This window comes from Xanthomonas hawaiiensis (assembly GCF_031834635.1).
Taxonomy (GTDB): domain Bacteria; phylum Pseudomonadota; class Gammaproteobacteria; order Xanthomonadales; family Xanthomonadaceae; genus Xanthomonas_A; species Xanthomonas_A sacchari.
On sequence record NZ_CP115873.1, the window covers coordinates 1,573,327 to 1,591,048 of the forward strand.

Consider the following 17,722-nt stretch of genomic DNA (forward strand, 5'->3'; position numbering starts at 1 on the left):
CCGCGAAGCTCGATGGCCGTTCCTCCCTGGATACCGCCATGCGCCTCGTGAACACAGCTGACCGCCCCACCTCCGCCATTCCGTCCCACGACCGCGTTGCCGCGCCGGCCGACGGCGTGCACGCGATGCGTGGCGAGATCGCCGTCGCGTTGCCGCTGCGCCACGCCGGCGTGCAACTGCTGCGTCTGCGCTACGAACTGAGCGGCCCGGCCGCTGCGCCGGTGGTGTTCGTCGCCGGTGGCATCTCCGCGCACCGCCATCTCGCCGCCAACGCCAGCTTCCCCGAGAAGGGCTGGGCCGAAGGCCTGGTCGGGCCGGGGCGGGCGCTGGATCCCACCCAGCGGCGGCTGCTGGCGTTCGATTTCGTCGGCGCCGACGGCAGCCTGGACGCGCCGATCGACAGCGCCGACCAGGCCGATGCCATCGCCGCATTGCTGGACGCGCTGGACATTGCGCAACTGCACGGGTTCGTCGGCTATTCCTACGGCGCGCTGGTCGGCCTGCAACTGGCGGTGCGGCATCCGCAACGCCTGCAGAAGCTGATCGCGGTCAGCGGCGCGCACCGCGCGCATCCGTATGCCGCGGCCTGGCGCGCGCTGCAGCGCCGCGCGGTGGCGCTGGGCCAGTTGCAGTGCGCGGAGAGCCACGGGCTGTCGCTGGCGCGGCAGTTCGCGATGCTCAGCTACCGCACCCCCGAGGAATTCGGCGAACGCTTCGACGCCGCGCCGGAAGTCATCAACGGCCGCGTCCGCGTCGCCGCCGAAGACTATCTGGACGCCGCAGGCGCGCAGTATGTGGCGCGCACCCAGGTCAATGCCTACCTGCGCCTGTCCGAATCCATCGACCTGCACCGCATCGATCCGGCGGCCGTCGCCGTGCCCACGGTGGTGGTGGCGGTCGAAGGCGACCGCCTGGTGCCGCTGTCGGACCTGGTGACCCTGGTCGAAGGGCTGGGCCCGCGCGGCAGCCTGCGCGTGCTGCGCTCGCCCTACGGCCACGACGCCTTCCTGAAAGAAACCGATCGCATCGACGCGATTCTCGCCACCGCCCTTCGCCCCACCGGAGTTGCCGCATGAGCACTGCCCACGACACCGATCTGCCCTGTAGTGCCGCCACCGCCGCGGTCCGCGCCGGCATCGACCGCGATACCGCCTACGGCGCGGTGACCCCGCCGATCGTGCTGTCGTCGAACTTCAGCTTCGACGGCTTCGGCAACAAGCGCCAGTACGACTACACCCGCAGCGGCAACCCCACCCGCGACCTGCTCGGCGAAGCGCTGGCGGAACTGGAAGGCGGCGCTGGCGGCGTGATCACCGCCACCGGAATGGGCGCGATCAACCTGGTGCTGAACGCGCTGCTGCAGCCCGGCGACAGGCTGGTGGTGCCGCACGACGCGTACGGCGGCAGCTGGCGCCTGTTCAACGCGCTGGCCAAGAAGGGCCACTTCGAGCTGATCACCGCCGACCTGACCGATCCGCGCTCGCTGGCCGACGCGCTGGCGCAGGCGCCGAAGCTGGTGCTGATCGAGACCCCGTCCAACCCGCTGCTGCGCATCACCGACCTGCGCTTCGTCATCGACGCCACGCACAAGGCCGGCGCGCTGGCGGTGGTCGACAACACCTTCCTGTCGCCGGCGCTGCAGACCCCGATCGCCTTCGGCGCCGACCTGGTGATCCACTCCACCACCAAGTACGTCAACGGCCACAGCGACGTGGTCGGTGGCGCGGTGATCGCCGCCAATGCCGAACTGCACCAGCAGCTGGTGTGGTGGGCCAATGCGCTGGGCCTGACCGGCTCGCCGTTCGATGCGTTCCTGACCCTGCGCGGCCTGCGCACGCTGGACGCGCGCCTGCGCGCGCACCAGGAAAATGCGCAGGCGGTGGTCGAACTGCTGACCACGCATGCCGCGGTGCGCCAGGTGTACTACCCCGGCCTGGCCTCGCACCCGGGCCACGCGGTGGCGGCGCGGCAGCAGCGCGGCTTCGGCGCGATGATCAGCTTCGAACTGGCCGGTGGCGAGGCCGAGGTGCGTGCCTTCGTCGATGGCCTGCGCTACTTCACCCTGGCCGAATCGCTGGGCGGCGTGGAGAGCCTGGTCGCGCATCCGGCGACCATGACCCATGCGGCGATGACCGCCGAGGCGCGCGCCAAGGCCGGGATTTCCGACGGCCTGTTGCGCCTGTCGGTGGGCATCGAATCCAGCGCGGACCTGGTCGCCGACCTGCAGGCCGGCCTGCAGCGCGCGCAGCGCGCCGGCGAGGCGCTGGCACGCAAACGGGTGGACGCGTGAGCAGCGGCCTGGCCGATGCGCCGTCGGCGCCGCTGCGCACCATGCCCGCCGCGGCAACTCCGCGGCTGGGCCTGCTCGGCACCGGCACCGTGGGCCGCGCCTTCGTCGCGCGCTACCAAACGCTGCAGCAGCGCCGGCCCGGCTTGCCGACCTTCGCCTGGCTGGCCAATTCGCGCACCGTCGCCGACTGCGCGCTGACCCCGGCGCAGGCCCTGGCCGCGGCCAATGCCGCCGTGCGCACGGCGCAGGCGGTGACGTTGCCGGAGGACCTGGGCCGTGGCGACATCGTGGTCGACGCCACCGCCAGCGAGGCGGTGGCGCAGCGCCATGCCGAATGGCTGCGGCGCGGCGTGCACGTGGTCACCGCCAACAAGCTCGGCCAGGGCGCCGCGCTGGCACGGGCCGAACAGATCCAGGCCGCACGGCATGCCGCCAGCACCCACTACGGCGACAGCGCCACGGTCGGTGCGGGGCTGCCGTTGCTGAGCAGCCTGCGCGCGCTGGTCGCCGGCGGCGACCATATCCACGCGGTGGAGGGCGTGCTGTCCGGCTCCCTTGCCTGGCTGCTGCATCGCTACGATGGCCGCCGCGCTTTCTCCGCGTGCGTGCGCGAGGCTGCGGCCGCCGGCTACACCGAGCCCGATCCGCGCGAGGACCTGTCCGGCGAGGACGTGCGGCGCAAGCTGCTGATCCTGGCCCGCGCCGCCGGCCTGCCGTTGCGTGCCGAGCAGGTGCAGGTGGAGTCGCTGGTGCCGGCCGACCTGGCCTCGGTGCCGCTGGCGCACCTGGATGCCGCACTCGAACACTTGGACGCGCCGCTGGCGTCGCGCCTGGCGCAGGCACAGGCCGCCGGCGCCTGCCTGCGCTTCGTCGGCCGCTTCGATGCGCACGGTGCCTCGGTGGGACTGCGCGCGCTGCCGCTGACGCATCCGCTGGCCAGCGGCGCCGGCACCGACAACCGCGTCGCCATCCACAGCGACCGCTACCTGCAGCAACCGCTGCTGATCCAGGGGCCGGGTGCGGGCGCCGACGTCACCGCGGCGGCCTTGCTCGACGACGTGCTGCGGATCGCGGTGCGCTGAGCGAAGCGAACGACGCCCGCATCACGTGCGGGCGTCGCGGTTCGGACTGGCGTCGACGGCCAGTCTGGGGAGTGCCGGCGTTGCCCGCAACGCCGATGCCGATGCGGGCACGCCATACGCGGCGGCCGGCGCCTCAACTCATTGCAGACCCTGGCCCATGGTCTTCAGCAACTCGCCCTGGTAGTCGCCGCTGAATTCCCAGAAGAACGCGCCGCCCAGGCCCTGGGTCTTGACGTAGTTCATCTTCTCGGTGACCAGTGCTGGGTTGTCGTAGCTCCAGAAGGTGCTGCCGTCGTACTTCCAGTGCGCGTGCGCCTGGGCGTCGACGTAGTCGGTGCCGCTGCGGCCGCGCAACACCTTGTAGTCCTCGATGCCGGCCTCGTAGGTGCCCGCCGCGGCGCTGCCGCTCTGGTACAGGCCGTGGTTGACGTTGGGCACGTTGGTCCAGCCGCGCCCGTAGAAGCCGATGCCGAGGTTGAGCTTGGCGGCGGGTACGCCGCGGTCGAGGAAGGCCTGGATGGCGTCGTTGCTGTTGTAGTAGCGCTGGTCGCCGCTGGACGGATCGGCCGACGACTCGAACAGGGCGGAGTGGTGGTTGGTCTGCGGATCCCAGGCGCCGTGGAAGTCGTAGGTCATCACGTTGAGGTAGTCCAGGTACTGCGCGTACAGGTTAGGGTCGGTGACCCGGATCTTGTCGATGCCGGCGCCGACCGCCACGGTCAGCAGCAGCCCCGGCCGCACCTGGTCGAGCTGGCGGCGGAATTCGGCCAGCAGCGCGGTGAAGTTCTGCCGGTCCTCGGCGCTGCCGCAGGCGATGCCGCATGCCACCGGGTATTCCCAGTCGATGTCGATGCCATCGAACACGCCGGCCGCGGCCGCACTGCCGCCGGCGCCGTCGGTGACCGGCAGGTTGCCGCGGATGTAGGCGTCGATGCACGAGGCGACGAAGGCTTGGCGGTTCTCGGCGCGCGCAGCGCTGGAGAAGCCGCGCGACCAGGTCCAGCCGCCCAGCGAGATCAGCACCTTCAGCCCCGGGTGCGTGGCCTTGAGCTTCTTCAACTGGTTCCAGTTGCCGCGCAGCGGCTGGTCCCAGGTATCGCCAACGCCGTCCACGCTCTGCGCGGCGGAGAACGCCTTGGTGTAGTCGGCGAAGGCGTCGCCGCCGGCGCCGGTGCTGCTGTCCGACGGCTGGGTCACGCCGACTTCGCAACGGTTGTTGCGCACGTTGCCGAAGGCGTAGTTGAGGTGGGTCAGGTAGCCGGCGGCGCCGCTGGTCTGGATGTCGCGCACCTGGTAGTTGCGGCCGTAGATGCCCCACTGGGTGAAGTAGCCGATCACGCGCTTGCCGCCGCCGGCACTGGCGGGCAGGGTGCGCACGTTCAGCGTGGCGCTGCTGGCCGAGACGTTGCCGGCGTTGTCGCGGGCGCGGACGGCGTAGCTGTAGGCGGTGTCGGCGCTCAGTGCCGAGTCGGTGTAGCCGGTGGTGGTGGACGTGCCCACGCGATTGCCGTCGCGGACGATGTCGTAGCCGGCCAGGCCGCTGCCGCCGGCGTTGTCGGAGGCCGCGTTCCAGCTCAGGGTGATGGCGTTGCTGGCGCGCGTGGCCGCGGCCAGGCCGGTCGGCACGCTCGGCGCGGTGGTATCGGTCGATGCCGCCGCGATGGTGATCGCAACCGCGGCCGAGGTGGTGCGGGCACCGGCGTTGTCGGTGGCCACGGCGGTGAGGCTGTAGTCGCCGGCCGCTGCGCCGCTCCAGGACAGCGTGTACGGCGCGCCGCTGACGCTGCCGAGCGAGGTGCTGCCGCGGAAGAATTCGACGCGCGCCACGCTGCCGTCCGCATCGCTGGCCGACGCCTGCAGGGTGATGGTGGTGCCGACCACGAAGCGGGTGCCACTCGTGGGTGCGGTCATGACCACGCTCGGCGGCTGGTTGCTGGAACTGCCGTCGCAGGTGCCCAGGTCCTGGTACCAGCCGCAACTGGTGCAGTAGGTCGGCGCGGTGTTCCAGATCGGACCGTTGGCGCGGTACAGGTGGCCGGCGTAGGTCATGGTGTCGCCGGCGGCGTAGATCGTGGCCGGGTTCCAGGCGGCGACGCCGCTGCACGCGGCAGCCGAGGCTTGGCCGGGCACGAGGCCGGCGAGGGCGAGACAACAGAACAGCAACCACGATCCAGCGGATTTCGTGTTCATGGTGACGCCTCCGATGCGGTAGGTAACGCGACTGAGGAGCGGCGGTTCGCCGCTGTCTGGTTCCTTGGATCCGATCACCCGGGAGCGTTTGGCGCCGACGTCGTGTGGCGTTCGTGCGCGGACCGGGCAGGCGCAGGGTTCTGGCCAGGAGACAACGTTGTCAACAGACAATTCGGACGACTGCGAGATGTATCCAGAATCACCGCGATGACAACGTTTTCATGAACGGCCGATGCTGCAGCGCAATGGCTGCACATCGGGTGCATCGGCGCGTGGGTGGCGCGAGACTGGCACGGCCAATGGCGGCCAGGCCCGCGCAGCGCGCCGGGCGGCGTGCTGTCGTCGCCGGTACGCCGCCACACTCCCCCTAGCTGTGCGACAAGACGCGGTGGCGCCGCCGCGCAGGCGCGAGGCGTGGCGAACGTCGGGTCAGGGCGCCTTGCCCAGTGCCTCGAGCAGCGCGGCGTTGAAGCGCTGCGGCGCTTCCACCTGCGGCGAATGACCGAGGTCGTCGAAGGCGACCAGCTGCGCGCCGGGAATCGCCGCGGCCGCACGCTTGCCCAGGGCCGGGTAGTCGCCCAGGGTCGCTGCCAGCGCCGGCGGTGCCAGGTCCTTGCCGATCGCGGTCCGGTCGCGCTGGCCGATGAACAGCGTGGTCGGCACGCGCAGTTGCGCGAAGCGCTGCACCACCGGCTGGTTGAACACCATGTCCGAGGTCAGCGCCTGGTTCCAGGCCACGCGGTCGCCGCCGGGGCCGGCATAGAGGCCGGCCTGCATGCTCACCCAGCGGTCGTACTCGGGCTTCCACTGTCCGCCGTAGTAGGCGTTCAACTGGTACTGCTTGATCGAGGCCGCATCGGTCTTGCGCTCCTTGGCATACCAGTCGTCGACGCTGCGCCAGGGCACGCCGGCCGCCTTCCAGTCCTCCAGCCCGATCGGGTTCACCAGCAGCAGCTGGCTCACGTCTTGCGGGTATTGCAGTGCGTAGTGCGCGGCGAGCATGCCGCCCATCGAGTGGCCGACGATCGCGGCGCGGCTCACCCCGGCCTGCTGCAGCAATGCATGGGTATTGGCCGCCAGTTGCGCGAAGGTGAACTGGTAGGCCTGGGGCTTGCTCGACTTGCAGAAGCCGATCTGGTCTGGCGCCAGCACCCGGTAGCCCTGTGCCACCAGCGCGGCGATGGTCGATTCCCAAGTCGCGGCGCAGAAGTTCTTGCCGTGCAGCAGTACCACGGTGCGGCCGTTCGGCGTGCCGGTCGGGCCCACGTCCATGTACGCCATCTGCAGCGGCTGGCGCTGCGAGTCGAAGCGAAACCAGTGCACCGGGTAGGGATAGGCGAAGCCTTCCAGTTGCGCGCCGTAGCGCGGCGGTGCGTCGGTGGCCGCGGCGGATGCGAGCGGCGACAGGGCGAGGGCGGCGATCAGCAGGCAGTGGCGCATGGGAGCGGGTCGGCAGACATGATGGACCCCGACCTTAGCCGTGCCCGCGCTTGCCAGGCGTCAACGCGTCACGCGGGCGGCGGCAGGCCGCCGCCGTTGTGCACCAGGGTCAGGCAGGCGTGGCGCTGCATCTGCGCCAGCGGCTCCTGCAGCGCCGCCAGTACCTGTTCGGCCTGCGCGCCCAGCACCGGCCGGTACGCGGCCCAGCCGTTGCGGCCCTTGGCCTTGGCCTGGTACAGCGCGCGGTCGGCCAGCACCAGAAGTTGCTCCCAGCCGAGCAGGTTGTCGGGGTCGTGCACGAACGGGAATTCGGCCAGCCCGATCGAGCAGGTGACCCGGCCCTGGCGTCCGTGGTCGAACACGAACGGATGCGCAGCGACCGAGCGGCATAGCCGTTCGGCGGCCATGGTGAGGTTCTCGCGCGGCGCCGAGCGCAGCACCAGCAGGAATTCCTCGCCGCCCCAGCGCACCACGTAATCGCTCTCGCGGGTCAGCCGCACCAGCAACTGCGCCATCTGCTGCAGCACGGCGTCGCCGGTGTGGTGCCCGCCGCTGTCGTTGATCGACTTGAAATGGTCGATGTCGATCAGCGCGAACAGCATGCCCGAGGACAGCATGTCCTCGTCGTTGGCGGCCATGCGCCGGTACAGCGCGATGTCGCTGGGGATGTGCAGCGACAGGTAGCGGCGGTTGCGCAACTGGGTCAGCTCGTCGGTGAAGCTGGCCTCCTGCAGGCGTTGGTTGGCCGCCTGCAATGCCTGGGTGCGCTCGCGCACCTGGCGTTCGAGGATGTCGCGCTGGCGCCGGTTGTGCAGCCGTGCCAGGGCCACCGCGCACAGCAGCAGGGCGAACGCGCCCAGCGTCAGCAGCAGCTTGTAGTACGGCGTTTCCTGGAAGCGCAGCGCGATCCGCAGCGGCAACTGCGCCGGCGCTGCTGCCCACACGCCGGCGTTGTTGCTGCCGGTGACTTCGAAGACGTAGTCGCCGCCGGGCAGGTTGGTGTAGCTGACCGAGCGCTGGCGGATGTCGTCGAGGGTGCGCCAGCCGCGGTCGTAGCCGCGCAGGCGGTAGCGCAGCTCGACGTTCTGCGGGGCCTGGAACGAGGCGGCGGTGAACTCGAAATCGAGGTCGCGCGCGGCTTCCGGCAGCGGGGTGGGCAGCGCCTGCGGCGTCAGCCACAGGCCCAGCGCACGTACCCGCTCCACCACCGGCTGCGGCGCCACCGGATTCTTGACGATGCCGGCGGTGTCCAGCGCGACCACCCCATCGCGGCTGGGCAGCCACAGCGTGCCTTGCTCGATGAAGCCCTTGCCGTTGCCGGCGCCGTTGCAGCACATGCCCTGCACGCCGCCGTGGCGCTGCGCGCGTTCGGTGAGCATCAGTTCGGCGTTCAGCGGCGCCTGCGGCGACGCCGCGTGGCGCTGCAGGTCGGCCAGGCGCACGCGGTAGACCCCGCGCAGGCCGGCCACCCAGATCGCGCCGCGGCCGTCGTCGGCGATGAAGAACGCGGCGTTCACCGGCAGCCCGTCCTGCTCGCCGAACGCATACCAGTGCGTGCCGTCGAACAGCCACAGTTGCTCGTTGAGGGTGCCGACCAGCCATTGTCCGCCAGGCAGTTCGTGGATCGCGGTGATGTCGGCGCTGGCCAGCGCCGAGCCCGGCGGCGCCAGTGCGACCAGGCGCTCGCCGCGCAGTTCGTACAGGCCGGACTGCGCGCCGATCAACAGGCGCCCGTCGCGGGTCTCGTGGATGAGCCGCACGCGCGGATCGCGCAGCCCCTCGGCCGTGCCGTAGCGGCGCAGCCGCGTGCCGTCGGCGCGGAACAGGCCGTCGGTGCTGGCGAACCACAGCCGCTGCGCGCGATCGCGGACGATCCCGCTGATCTGCAGGTCGCGCAGCGGCGCCAGCCAGGCCGGCTGGCCGAGCCGGCCGTCGCGGTACAGGGCGGCGCCGTGGCGGGTGCCGATCCACAGCTGTCCGGGCTCGGCCAGCAAGGTGTAGGGGGCTTCGTTGTGCAACTGCGCCAGGTTCAGCACCGGCTGGTAGCGGCCATCGCGCAGCTGCGACAGGCCGCTATCGGTGCCGGCCCACAGCGATCCGTCCGGATCGCGCGCCAGGGTCCACACCAGCGCATCGTCCAGGCCCTCGTGCGTGCTGTAGCGACGGGTCCAGCCGTTCCACAGCCGGGTGGCGCCGTTCCAGCTGCTGCCCAGCCACAGGTTGCGCTCGCGATCCTCGAAGATCGCGTTGACGCCCACGTTCGGCTTGGTTTCCGGGGTGCGTTCGGCGATGGCGCCATCGCGCACGCGCAGCAGCGCGCCGGGCTGTCCCACCCACAGGTTGCGGTCGCTGTCCTCGAACAGGGCCAGCACGGCGCGCCGGCTGGTCCCAGTGGGGTCGGGCAGCCATTGCCAGCGCCCGTCGCGGCGCAGCAGCAGGCCGTCGCGAGTGCCGGCCCAGAGCATGCCTTGCGCCTCCAGCAGATGCTGCACCGGCACCGCGGCGGCCTCCTGCGGCAACGGCAGCGACACCGGCGCGTCCTGGCCGGCGACGAAGCGCAGCACTTCGCCGCGGGCGCCCACCCACAGCGCGTCGGCGCGCGGCAACAGCGCCGAGGCACCGCCGGCGATGCGATGGCGCAGTTGCAGGTGGTCGCCCTGTACCGCGTACACGCCATCCTGCGCCGCGACCAGCACGGTGCCGCGCGCATCGGTCGCGATCGCCTCGATGTTGAGCAGCGGCGCCTGCGGATCCTGCGGCAGCAGCGTGGCGAAGCGCCCGTCGCGGTAGCGCGACAGGCCGCGGTAGGTGCCGATCCACAGCGTGCCGGCGGCATCCACGTGTAGCGCCTTGATCAGGTTGCCGGGCAGGTGCGCCGGCGCGCCCTCGTTGAACGAGGTCATGCGCACGCCGTCGAAGCGGGTCAGCCCGCCCATCGTGCCGATCCACAGATAGCCCTGGCGGTCCTGCGCGAACGCCTGCACGCTCAGTTGCGGCAGGCCCTGGTCCAGGCCCCAGCCTTCGCGCTCGTAGTGATTGAACTGCTTGTCCGGCTGCAATGCCCGCGCCTGCGGCACACACGCGCTCCACGCTGTCGAGAGCATGGCCAGCTGTAGCGCCAGCAGGCGCCAGGAGGCGTGTGGAAACCGCAAGCGCATGCCCATGCCGGATCGGCCGACGTCTCTGTCGTTAGCGGCATCGCCGCGCGGATCTTGATGCGCGCGGCAGCGAGGACGCTGGTGATCACCTGGGCCAGCGTCCATCGGGCTGGCTCAGCACTCGATGACGTTCACCGCCAGCCCGCCGCGGCTGGTTTCCTTGTACTTGTCCTGCATGTCGCGGCCGGTGTCGCGCATGGTGCGGATGACCTTGTCCAGCGACACCTTGTGCTTGCCGTCGCCGCGCATCGCCATCCGGCTGGCGTTGATCGCCTTGACCGCGCCCATCGCGTTGCGCTCGATGCACGGGATCTGCACCAGGCCGCCGATCGGGTCGCAGGTCAGGCCGAGGTTGTGCTCCATGCCGATCTCGGCGGCGTTCTCGATCTGTCCCGGCTTGCCGCCGAGCGCGGCGACCAGGCCGCCGGCGGCCATCGAGCAGGCCACGCCGACCTCGCCCTGGCAACCCACTTCTGCGCCGGAGATGGAGGCGTTTTCCTTGTACAGGATGCCGATCGCCGCGGCGGTGAGCAGGAAGTCGAACACGCGCTGTTCGTCGGCGCCGGGGCAGAACCGGTCGAAGTAGTGCAGCACCGCCGGGATGATCCCGGCCGCGCCGTTGGTGGGCGCGGTGACCACGCGACCGCCGGCCGCGTTCTCTTCGTTGACCGCCAGCGCGTACAGGTTGACCCAGTCCAGCGTGGTCAGCGGATCGCGCATCGCCGCTTCCGGCTTGGACGACAGCTCGCGGTACAGCGCCGGTGCGCGCCGCGACACGTGCAGACCGCCGGGCAGCGTGCCTTCCTCGCGGATGCCGCGCGTCACGCACGCCTGCATCGCGCCCCAGATCTCGCGCAGGCCGGCGCGGATCTCGTCCTCGCTGCGCCAGCATTTCTCGTTCTCGAACATCAGCGCGGCGATGCTCAGGCCGCTGCGCGCGGCCTGCGCCAGCAGCTCGTCGCCGCTCTTGAACGGGTAGGGCAGCGGCGTTTCGTCGGCGACGATGCGGTCGTCGGCGGCGTCGTCCTGGTTGACCACGAACCCGCCGCCGACGGAGTAGTAGTCGCGCGTGGCGACGACTTCGTCGTTGGCCGCGTAGGCGGTGAAGCGCATGCCGTTGGTGTGGTACGGCAGCTTCTGCCGCTTGTTCATCGCCAGGTCGCGCTTCTCGTCGAAGGCGATCTCGTGCTGGCCGAGCAGGTTGATGCGCTTGCTGCCGCGGATGCGCTCCAGCGCGCCGGGGATGATGTCCGGGTCGATCAGGTTCGGACGCTGGCCTTCCAGGCCCAGCAGCACCGCCTTGTCGGTGCCGTGGCCGCGCCCGGTCAGGGCCAGCGAGCCGAACACTTCCGCGCGCACCCGCACCACGTCCTGCAGGCGGCCCTGGTCGAACAGCCAGCGGTGCACGAAGCGCTCGGCGGCACGCATCGGCCCGACGGTATGCGAGGAACTCGGCCCGATGCCGATCTTGAACAGGTCGAACGTACTGACAGCCATGCGCGTGCCGAAGGGTGGGCGAAAGACCGTCTATTCTATGCTTCCGGCGCGCGGCACAGGTCCGCAGCGCAGCATTGCACGCGAGCATGGCCCCGACCCTGTACCAGCGCGACGACTGCCATCTGTGCGACCAGGCCCTGCAGGTGCTGGCGCAGGCGCGCGTGGCCGATCTGGAAAGCGTTTTCATCGACGACGACGCGGCGCTGGAGGCGCGCTACGGTGTGCGCGTGCCGGTACTGCGCGCCGCCGACGGGCGCGAGCTGGACTGGCCGTTCGATGCGGACGGCGTGCGCGGCTGGCTGGCGACTTCGGCCGACCGCACATGAGACGCGCATAAAAAAAGCGGCGGACCCGACGAGGAAATCCGCCGCTCAGCGGCCGCGCGCCCGCGGCCTGTGGCGAATCACTTCGCCTTGAACACCACCTTGGTGCTGATCGCGGTTTCGTTGGGAATGGTCTTGGTGTTGGCCCAATCGCCGCCGCCCACGCCGAAGTCCAGGCGCTTGACCGTGGCCTTGCCGGCCAGTACCGGCTGCGCGCCCGGGGTCCAGGTGAAGGTCAGGGTCACCGGCTTGGACACGCCGCGCAGTTCCAGGGTGCCGTCGGCGGCGAACTGGTTGTTGCCCAGCGCGCGGAACTTGTCGGCGCGGTAGTGCGCGGTGGCGAACTTGGCCACATCGAAGAAATCCGCGCCCTGCAGGGTGGAGTCGCGGTCGTTGTTGCCGCTCTTGGCGCCTGCCAGCGGGATGGTGACGTCGAGCTTGGCGCCGGCCAGGTTGGCCGGGTCGAAGCTGAGCTTGGTGTCGAAGCCGGGGAACTGGCCGGTGAACACTTCGCCGTCGTACTTGCTGGCGAACACCAGGGTGGAGCCGGGGGCCTGCACATAGTCGGCGGCCCGCACCGCGGGGGCGGCGGCGAGCAGGGCCACCAGGCTGGCGGCGACGGCGGCGGGGGACGCAAAACGGGTGGACATCGAAACGGCTCCTCAGGACTTGGGGGTGAGCCAGCCGCGCGGCAGCATCCGCGCCAGGGTGGCATCGCGTTGGAACAGGTGGTGGTAGAAGGCGGCGCCGGCATGCGCCAGGACCACCGCGATCAGCAGCCAGAAGCCCCATTCGTGCACCGTGTGCGACAGGTCGCGCAGGTGCTCGTTCGGGGCGCTGAGCTTGGGCACCGCGACCAGGCCGAACCAGCGGAACGGACGCAGGCCGCTGGCCGAGTCGTACAGCCAGCCGGACAGCGGGATGGCGAAGATCATCACGTACAGCAAGGCGTGGGTGGCGTCGGCGATGCGCTCCTGCCAGCCGGGCGTGCCCGGCACCGGCTTGGGCGCGCCGGCGTACAGGCGCCAGCCCAGCCGCACGATCACCAGCGCCAGCACGGTCAGGCCCAGCGACTTGTGCGCGGTGTAGACCCAGAAATACTTGGGCGTCTTCGGCAGCTCGCCCATGGTCAGGCCGACCACGCCGAGCAGCAGGATCAGGGCGGCGATCAGCCAGTGCAGGGTCTGGCTGACGCTGCCCCAGCGGTCGGGGGTGTTGCGGGCGCTCATGGCGTGCCGTCCTGCGCATTCGGCGCGGTGGGGGTGTCGGTGGGCGTGGCGGGCGGGGTGCCCGGTGCCGGATCCGGCTCGGTCTTGGCGCCGCCTTCGCGGGTGGCCTCGGCCTCGATGCGCAACTCGACCGTGCCGCCGATCACCGACGGCCAGGCGCTGATGCCGAAGTCGGCGCGCTGCAGGGTCGTGGTGGCGGAGAAGCCGGCGGTGCGGCGGAATGGCGGCAGCGGATGGCGCTTGACCGCATTGAGGGTCACGTCCAGGGTCACCTCGCGGGTGACGCCGTGCAGGGTCAACTGCCCGATCACCTTGGCGTGCTGTGCGTCGATCGGCTCGACGCGGGTGGAGACGAACTGCGCCTCGGGGTAGCGGTCGCCGTCGAGCAGGTTGTGCGCCAGCGCGGCGCGGTTCCACTTGGCGTCGCCCAGGTCCAGCCGCTGCAACGGCACCCGCGCCTGCAGCCGCGCGCTGCGCCAGTCGTCCGGGTCGAACACCAGGGTGCCGGTGCTACCGGACACGGTGCCCAGCGCCTTGGAGAAGCCGGCGTGCTCGATCGCGAACAGCACCCGTGTGTGTACCGGGTCCAGCGCGTACTGCGCCGGCGCGGCCAGGGCGGCGCCCGGCAAGGCCAGCAGGAGCGCCACGAGAGAGGGTTTGAGCATGAAGCGGGCCGCGCTGGGAGGGTCGCCGGATTCTAGTCACAGTCCGGCCTGGCTGCGTACCTGTCGCGCGTAACGGTTCGTTGCACGTCGCGGCAGGTGTGATTTTTCCGCGGCCGCGCGGTATAAGAACGCTGCCGCGGCGAGCGGCACACGGAGCGGCCGCCTTGCGCGTCCGGCCCCGGCAGTGCGCCGGTGTTCATCCGCCGACGTCCTTTGCCGGAGCCGATGTCCATGCCCATCCCGCATCCCCCACGCCGGTGGCGCTGCTGGGGGCTGGCCTGCCTGTTGACGTTGGCCGCCGTCTGCGCCGACGCCTGGGCCGGGGTGCCGCAACTGCCGCGCTTCCGGGTGTTCTCCAGCGAGCAGGGGCTGCCGTCCAGCGACATCTCCGGGCTGCTGCTGGACCGCGACGGATATCTGTGGATCGCCAGCGGCGACGGCCTGGCCCGCTACGACGGGCGCGAGTTCCGGGTCTGGCGCCACGACCCGGCCGATCCGGCCTCGCTGCGCTGCAACTACGTGCAGGACCTGCACATCGACGCGCGCGACCGCATCTGGGTGGCCTGCGAGGGCGGCGGCCTCAGCATGCTCGGCGCGGACCGGCGCGGCTTCCGCCACTTCAACATGGCCAACCAGCCGGCGATGCGCAGCGACGAGGTGTTCGCCATCGCCAGCCGTGGCGATGCGGTGTTCTTCGGTACCTACCGCGGCGGCCTGTACCGGCTGGGCGACGATGGCCGGGTGCAGCGCATCCGCGCCGGCGACCCGAAGGTGGACGCGCTGCTCGACAGCGCGGTGCTGACCCTGGCCTTCGACGACGCCGGGGTGTTGTGGGTGGGCACCTTCAAGGGCCTGGTGCGCTACGACGGCCGCCACGCCACTGCCTACCGCATCGACGACGGCATGCCGCAGGAGGAGCAGGTGATCATGTCGATCACCCGGCTCGGCGATGGCCTGTGGTTCAGCGGCAACACCGGCCTGTTCCGGCGCGACCGTGCCGGGCGCTGGTTGCGCGCGGACTGGATCGGCGCGCTGCACCGCGCCGCCAACGCGATCGCCGAGGACGGCGCCGGCGGCTACTGGCTCGGCAACGGCGAAGGCCTGTGGCACAAGCCGGCCGACGGGCCGGCGCGGCGGGTGGACACCGGCGGCGCGGCGGTGTCCGGCGCCAGCGTGGTGGAGACCCTGCTGCGCGATCGCGAGGGCGGCCTGTGGGTGCCGTTGCCGACCCGCGGCCTGGGCTACCTGCGTCCGGACTGGCGCCGGCTGGCGGTGCTGGGCACCGCGCAGGGGCTGCCTGCCGACCAGTACGTCGGCCTGGCGCCGGCGCGCGCGGGCGGGGTGTGGCTGCTTGGCGCCGGCGCGAGCGTGTTCCGCCTCGATACCATCAGCGGTGCGCTGAGCGCGCCGCACTGGTCCAACGGCGCGCCCAGCGGACGCACGCTGTCGGTGCTGGACGACCCGCGCGGCGCGTTGTGGATCGGCGGCAGCAGCACGCTGTTGCGTGGCCCGCTGGACGGCGGCCCGCTGCAGCGCTGGACCCGCGCCGCCGGCGAGGCCGATGCGATCCCGGACGGCACGCTCGCCTGGCTGCAACTGGACGCGCGCCAGCGGCTGTGGATCGGCGCGCCGGGCTATGGCCTGCAGGTGCGCGACGGCGACGGCCACGTGCTGCAGAACATTCCCGCCGGCCAGCACGGCCTGGCCGGCACCGACATCGCGGCGTTCGCGATGGCGCCGGACGGCACGCCGTGGGTGGCCGACGAACAGTTCCAGCACTGGGACGAGGCGGCCGGCCAGTTCCGCACGCCGCCGGAACTGGCCGGCGAGAAGGTGCAGTCGTTCGCCTTCGCCGATGCGCGCACGCTGTGGGTGCACCGGCTGTCGGGGCTGGAACTGTGGCGGCGCACCGGCAGCAGGTGGCAGCGCAGCCAGCGTTACGCGGTGGCCGACGGGCTGCCGGCCACCGAGTCCAGTGCGCTGGTCGCCGATCCGCAGGGGCGCGCCTGGCTGGGCATGCGCCGCGGCCTGTTCCGGGTCGATCCGCGGCGCACCCCGGCGGTGCGCGCGTTCGGCACCCGCGACGGGCTCGGCAGCCAGGAACTGGTGCGGCGCGGGCTGCTGATGACCGCCGACGGCGTGCTGGTGGCCGCGGCCGCGGACGGCAGCGTGGCGCTGCTGGACACCCAGCAGCCGGATCCGGTGCCGGTGCCGCTGGCGTTGAGCATGGAGAGCGTGCAGGTGCGGCGCGGCCCGCGCCTGCTGAGCCTGCCGACGCGCGGCGACTTCACCTTGCGCTCGGACGACCGCGACCTGCGCGTGGCGGTGCGGTTGCTGTCGTACATCGATCCCGAACACATCGTCTACCGGTTCCGCCTGCCGGGCTACGACCGCGACTGGGTCAGCACCGGCGCCAGCGGCGAACGCACCCTGCCGCAATTGCCCGACGGCGCGCAGGTGCTGGAGATCCAGGCGCGCACCCGCAACGGCGCGTGGTCGCCGACGCTGCGCCTGCCGTTCCAGGTGCAGCCGCCGTGGTGGCGCAGCGTCTGGGGCATCGTCGGGCTGCTCGCCGCGGCCGGCCTGCTGCTGCTGGTCTCGCTGCGCGCCTACCGGCGCCGCCTCGGCCGCCAGCACGCCTGGGAACTGGCCCTGCACAAGCAGGAACTGGCCGAACAGGCCTCGCTGGCCAAGACCCGCTTCCTGGCCACGCTCGGCCACGAGGTGCGCACGCCGCTGACCGGGGTGCTGGGCATGAGCGAGCTGCTGCTGGCCACGCCGCTGGATCCCAAGCAGCGCGGCTATACCGAGTCGATCCGCCGCGCCGGCACGCATCTGCTGCACCTGGTCAACGACGCGCTGGACCTGGCGCGGATCGAGGCCGGGCGCCTGCGCCTGGAGTCGCAGCCGTTCGCGCTGCAGGCGCTGATTGCCGAAGTGGTCAACCTGATGGCGCCGCTGGCGCAGGCGCGCGGGCTGCGCTTCGATCTGCACGACGCCATGCCCGGCCCGACCACGGTGGAGGGCGATGCGCTGCGGGTGCGGCAGATCCTGCTGAACCTGCTCGGCAACGCGATCAAGTTCACCAGCACCGGCTCGGTGGCGCTGACGGTCGCGCCGACCCAGGACGGCCACGGGCTGTGCATCGAGGTGGCCGACACCGGCCCGGGCATCGGCGTCGAGCAACAGGCGCGGCTGTTCCAGCGTTTCGAGCAGGGCGACGGCCCGCGCACCGCGGTGCGCCAGGGCGGCAGCGGCCTGGGCCTGGCGATCAGCCAGGAACTGGCGATGGCGATGGGCGGGCGCATCCAGGTCGAGAGCCGGCTCGGGCATGGCGCGCGCTTCCGCGTGGGCCTGCCGCTGCGCTGGCGCCTGGCGCAGGAGCCGGCGGCGCCGGCGGTGGCGCCGCGGGCGCGCACCGCGCTGCGCATCCTGCTGGTCGAGGACGAACCGACCGTGGCGCAGGTGATGATCGAGTTGCTGCGTGGCCGCGGCCACCAGGTGGCCTGGGCCGCGCACGGCCTGGAAGCGCTCACCGAAGCCAGCCAGGGCAGCTTCGACATCGGCCTGCTCGACCTGGACCTGCCGGCGCTCGACGGTCTGGCGCTGGCGCGGCAGTTGCGCGCGCTGGGCCATGATTTCCCGCTGGTGGCGGTGACCGCGCGCTCCGACGGCGAGGCCGAAGCCGCCGCGCGCGCCGCCGGATTCGCCGGATTCGTGCGCAAGCCGGTCACCGGGCAGATGCTGGAAGCGGCCATCGACGCGGTGCTGGACGGCGCGCCACCGCCGTTCTGAGCCGATGCAGGTCGCGGTTGCCAGCGCCGGCGTTTATCGCCGACGATGGCGCC

General features: G+C 71.6%; 12 protein-coding genes and 1 pseudogene. 5 read left to right on the forward strand and 8 right to left on the reverse strand.

Going from position 1 to position 17,722, the window contains the following annotated elements:
- The first annotated feature begins 38 nt into the window (after positions 1-38).
- From metX to PG878_RS06860, 3 genes are read left to right on the forward strand one after another with little or no spacing between them, the layout of a single operon-like run.
- A complete protein-coding gene (gene metX, locus PG878_RS06850) occupies positions 39-1,076 on the forward strand; it encodes a homoserine O-succinyltransferase MetX (RefSeq protein WP_209029681.1) in 1,038 nt (345 codons plus the stop codon).
- Positions 1,073-2,290, forward strand: a complete 1,218-nt coding sequence (locus PG878_RS06855; protein WP_209029682.1) for an O-succinylhomoserine (thiol)-lyase — start codon at positions 1,073-1,075, stop codon at positions 2,288-2,290. The genes metX and PG878_RS06855 overlap by 4 nt, the downstream gene beginning before the upstream one ends.
- A 41-nt stretch (positions 2,291-2,331) precedes the next feature.
- Positions 2,332-3,372, forward strand: coding sequence for a homoserine dehydrogenase family protein (locus PG878_RS06860; protein WP_209029866.1), 1,041 nt, complete (start codon positions 2,332-2,334; stop codon positions 3,370-3,372).
- Positions 3,373-3,510: 138 nt separating this feature from the next.
- Here PG878_RS06860 and PG878_RS06865 read toward each other — a convergent pair whose 3' ends face one another.
- From PG878_RS06865 to PG878_RS06885, 5 genes and pseudogenes are all read right to left on the reverse strand, one after another.
- Entirely contained in the window at positions 3,511-4,755 is a 1,245-nt protein-coding gene (locus tag PG878_RS06865; RefSeq protein ID WP_244672462.1) for a glycoside hydrolase family 18 protein, read from the reverse strand.
- Between the two features lie 60 nt (positions 4,756-4,815).
- A pseudogene (locus tag PG878_RS20840) lies at positions 4,816-5,562 on the reverse strand (Ig-like domain-containing protein); the annotation flags it as partial.
- Between the two features lie 429 nt (positions 5,563-5,991).
- Positions 5,992-7,002 (reverse strand): alpha/beta fold hydrolase, encoded by a 1,011-nt coding sequence (locus tag PG878_RS06875; RefSeq protein WP_209029683.1) that lies wholly within the window; start codon positions 7,000-7,002, stop codon positions 5,992-5,994.
- A gap of 68 nt (positions 7,003-7,070) precedes the next feature.
- Entirely contained in the window at positions 7,071-10,079 is a 3,009-nt protein-coding gene (locus tag PG878_RS06880) for a diguanylate cyclase domain-containing protein (protein ID WP_311186028.1), read from the reverse strand.
- 195 nt (positions 10,080-10,274) lie between these two features.
- Entirely contained in the window at positions 10,275-11,657 is a 1,383-nt protein-coding gene (locus PG878_RS06885; protein ID WP_010344168.1) for an L-serine ammonia-lyase, read from the reverse strand.
- An 86-nt stretch (positions 11,658-11,743) separates the two neighbouring features.
- Between PG878_RS06885 and PG878_RS06890 the strand changes: the two genes are divergently transcribed.
- The gene (locus PG878_RS06890) at positions 11,744-11,983 is read left to right on the forward strand and encodes a glutaredoxin family protein (RefSeq protein ID WP_209029685.1); all 240 of its coding nucleotides are present in this window, start codon (positions 11,744-11,746) and stop codon (positions 11,981-11,983) included.
- Positions 11,984-12,060: 77 nt separating this feature from the next.
- Here the strand turns inward: PG878_RS06890 and PG878_RS06895 are convergent, their stop codons facing one another.
- From PG878_RS06895 to PG878_RS06905, 3 genes are read right to left on the reverse strand one after another with little or no spacing between them, the layout of a single operon-like run.
- Positions 12,061-12,630, reverse strand: coding sequence for a YceI family protein (locus tag PG878_RS06895; protein ID WP_209029686.1), 570 nt, complete (start codon positions 12,628-12,630; stop codon positions 12,061-12,063).
- A 12-nt stretch (positions 12,631-12,642) separates the two neighbouring features.
- Positions 12,643-13,209 carry a cytochrome b gene (locus PG878_RS06900; protein WP_017907780.1) on the reverse strand — a complete coding sequence of 189 codons (567 nt, stop codon included), beginning with the start codon at positions 13,207-13,209 and terminating at the stop codon, positions 12,643-12,645.
- Positions 13,206-13,874, reverse strand: coding sequence for a YceI family protein (locus PG878_RS06905; RefSeq protein ID WP_209029687.1), 669 nt, complete (start codon positions 13,872-13,874; stop codon positions 13,206-13,208). Before PG878_RS06905 ends, PG878_RS06900 begins: the two co-directional genes overlap by 4 nt.
- Before the next feature lie 231 nt (positions 13,875-14,105).
- On the opposite strand from PG878_RS06905, the gene PG878_RS06910 reads away from it, so the two are divergent.
- The gene (locus PG878_RS06910; protein WP_209029688.1) at positions 14,106-17,669 is read left to right on the forward strand and encodes a hybrid sensor histidine kinase/response regulator; all 3,564 of its coding nucleotides are present in this window, start codon (positions 14,106-14,108) and stop codon (positions 17,667-17,669) included.
- Positions 17,670-17,722 lie beyond the last annotated feature (53 nt).